Source organism: Geobacillus sp. B4113_201601 (assembly GCF_001587475.1).
In the GTDB taxonomy this organism is placed as follows: Bacteria; Bacillota; Bacilli; order Bacillales; family Anoxybacillaceae; genus Geobacillus; species Geobacillus icigianus.
This window is the reverse complement of the sequence record NZ_LQYX01000114.1, coordinates 7,119-9,219: the sequence shown is the minus strand read 5'-3', so window position 1 is coordinate 9,219 and position 2,101 is coordinate 7,119. Positions and strand designations below refer to the sequence as shown.

Sequence of the window (2,101 nt, the reverse complement as noted above, 5' to 3'; positions counted from 1 at the left end):
GATATATACATATATTGGGTGGGGACGTCGCGTCACGTACGCGGCCCCTTTTTGTTTGGCCTTCTGTTTCCATTGTCCTTCCTTCTGTTGTTCCTGTTTTTCGGTCAACCGATACACAATGAGTCGCGGTTGATGAACTTTCTTTCCACTGACATACACATCTTCCAGTTCTATGGTTTCTCCGGGTTGCAGCATCGCAAGGAAATCCTCTGGTTCCCATTTTCGAAATTGGTCTCCTTCTTTTTGGTAAATCCCTACATTGTGTTTGAGCCGCGAAATGTAAAAGGCTCCGGCATCATGAATCGCTTGCAATCCCTCAAGAGAAAAATAGCCCAAGTCTTTCAAACAAAGGTCTCCTTCTTGAATGGTCGATCGAAGGGACGCTCCGTAGGCGGCATCATGATGACGAGCATCTCCAACGTCCACATGGAGAACCTTCCCTTCTAGACATTCATATTCTAACTGAATTTTCACCCCAGGCCCCGCACATCCCTCGTAAATCCCTTGAATCTCAGGAGGCAGTTGAAACGACGTGGAATCGAGAATGCGAATCCGGCGAAACAGCGAATGTCTTTGACACACGTGACGGGCCTCCTGCGTCTGATGAATCAGCAGTTTTTCGAACACCGCTTTGAGGAAACTCACTGCTTTTTCGTTAAACCGTTGATTGAGCCCTTCCGCACTCAGAGAGGTGTTTTGCTTAAGAGCTAGAGCACTGCAGAGCTGCACCAATGATTTTTGACCGCCTTCTTCTTGGAGAAATGTGCAAAGTGCCACGAAATCATGGGCGCGCAACTTCCCCCCGAGTTCGACAGTTTTGAGGTCATTTTAGGCAAATGAAAATGGCCAAAATGCTGTTATATCAAGGGTTTCACCACGCCTCCCCTAGAAAAAAACGCCGAATTTCATAGGCACACGATTTATTAATTTTCCCTTTTAAAAATAAAGTTTATACGTTATAATATAGGCATGTACATACGACGAGTTACACGCAAAAACAAAGATGGAACAACCGTCGCCTATCTCCAGCTTGCTCACAATGAATGGGATCCGAAGGCCAAATATGCGAAAGCGAAGGTGATTTATTCGTTTGGGCGCGAAGACGAAGTGGATCGCGCTGTCTTGGAGCGTCTGGCCAAAAGCATTTCACGATTCCTTTCTCCGGAGCAGGCTTGGGAAATCGAGGCGTTGGCAGAAGAAGTGTCGGATGGCTTTCAGTTTCAGTCAAGCAAACGCCTAGGCGGCGTTTGGCTCTTGGATCAGCTCTGGAGACAGCTGGGATTGGGAGACATTCTCCATTCCTTGTTTGCCTCCCGGCATCATCAAATTCCGCTGGAACGGCTGATTTTTGCCATGGTGGCGAATCGAGCCCTTCATCCCTCAAGCAAGCTGGCGATGGAGGAGTGGGTGGAGAAGGACGTGTATATTCCCCATCTTCCCGAGGTCGCCAGCCATCAGCTGTACCGAGCGATGGATGAACTGCTGATCGTGCAATCGGACTTGGAACGTCAAGTGTTCCATGCTGTAGCTGACTTATTGAATCTGGAAGTCGATTTGATTTACTTTGATACGACTTCCTCGTACTTCGAAGTGGATCCTTCTGAAACACCGGAAGGAGAATCGCTTCGAAAACAAGGATTCTCAAAAGACAAACGCCCAGACTTGGTTCAAATCGTCATTGGGCTGGCTGTCACCCGGGAAGGAGTCCCGATTCGCGCTTGGGTATGGCCTAGCAATACCATGGACATGACGGTCATCAAACAGGTGAAACAAGACTTGATTGGCTGGAAGCTTGGACGTGTGATCAGCGTCATGGACCGCGGCTTTTCCTCTGAAGAGAATTTGCGAATCTTGCAACAGGCCGGAGGACACTACATTGTCGGCGAAAAAACGCGATCCGGCAAAGCCGCTGTCGAAGAGGCCTTAAGCCGTCGCGGGCGCTACCAACAAATCCGAGAGAACTTGCATATCAAGGAAATCACCGTAGGAGACGGAGAAGCGCGTCAGCGCTATGTTCTCGTATACAATCCCAGCGAAGCCGAGCGCCAACGCAAGGAGCGGGAAACGCTGCTCGAATCGCTGAAAGAGGAGTTAGAAGGGC

1 protein-coding gene and 1 pseudogene are annotated in these 2,101 nt (G+C 49.2%); one reads left to right on the top strand and one right to left on the bottom strand.

Annotation, left to right across the window (positions count from 1 at the left end; genetic code table 11):
• A pseudogene (locus B4113_RS15700) lies at window positions 1-804 on the bottom strand (IS4 family transposase); the annotation flags it as partial.
• A 165-nt stretch (window positions 805-969) separates the two neighbouring features.
• Here B4113_RS15700 and B4113_RS15695 point away from each other — a divergent pair.
• Window positions 970-2,101, top strand: a 1,132-nt coding sequence (locus tag B4113_RS15695) for an IS1634 family transposase (protein WP_369802287.1), incomplete at its 3' end; no start/stop codon positions are given.